This window comes from Pseudomonas sp. YA1 (assembly GCF_058680555.1).
This window is the reverse complement of record NZ_JBZWBG010000051.1, coordinates 1-836: the sequence shown is the minus strand read 5'-3', so window position 1 is coordinate 836 and position 836 is coordinate 1. Positions and strand designations below refer to the sequence as shown.

Annotated in this window: 1 protein-coding gene; it reads left to right on the top strand. The window is 67.8% G+C overall.

Features of this window, described 5'->3' with window-relative positions; all coding sequences use genetic code 11:
- On the top strand, positions 1-836 hold an 836-nt coding region (locus AC4OR5_RS30915), incomplete at both ends, for an AMP-binding protein (RefSeq protein ID WP_043090426.1).

Below are 836 nucleotides of genomic sequence, written 5' to 3'. Positions count from 1 at the left end.
TTCCTGGCCGTACTCAAGGCCGGCGGCGCCTACGTGCCGCTGGACATCGCCTATCCGGCCGAGCGCCTGCGCTACATGCTGGAGGATTGCGGCGCGGCGCTGGTGCTGACCCAGCGCGACGTGCTCGAGCGTCTGCCGTTGCCCGCCGGCCTGGCGAGCCTGGCGGTGGACGACCCGGGCGAATGGCAGGATCGTCCGGAGGGTGCGCCGGAGGTCGATCTGGCCGAGGAAAACCTGGCCTACGTGATCTACACCTCCGGTTCGACCGGCCTGCCCAAGGGCGTGGCGGTATCCCACGGACCGCTGGTGTCGCATATCCGTGCGACCGGCGAGCGCTACGAGACGAGCCCGGCGGACTGCGAGCTGCATTTCATGTCGTTCGCCTTCGACGGTGCCCATGAAGGCTGGATGCACCCGTTGATCAACGGAGCGCGGGTGCTGGTGCGCGACGACAGTATCTGGCTGCCGGAGGAGACCTATGCGCAGATGCATCGTCACGGTGTGACCATCGGGGTCTTTCCGCCGGTGTACCTGCAGCAACTGGCCGAGCATGCCGAGCGTGACGGCAACCCGCCGCCGGTGCGGGTGTACTGCTTCGGCGGTGACGCGGTGCCGCAGGCCAGCTACGAGCTGGCCTGGGAAAGCCTGCGCCCGGGCTACCTGTTCAACGGCTATGGACCGACCGAGACGGTGGTCACGCCCTTGTTGTGGAAGGCGTGTCCGCAGGATCCGTGCGGTGCGGCTTACGCACCTATCGGTACCTTGCTGGGACGTCGCAGGGCCTATGTACTGGGCGCGGACCTGGACCTGCTGCCGCTGGGTCTGGCCGGTGAGCT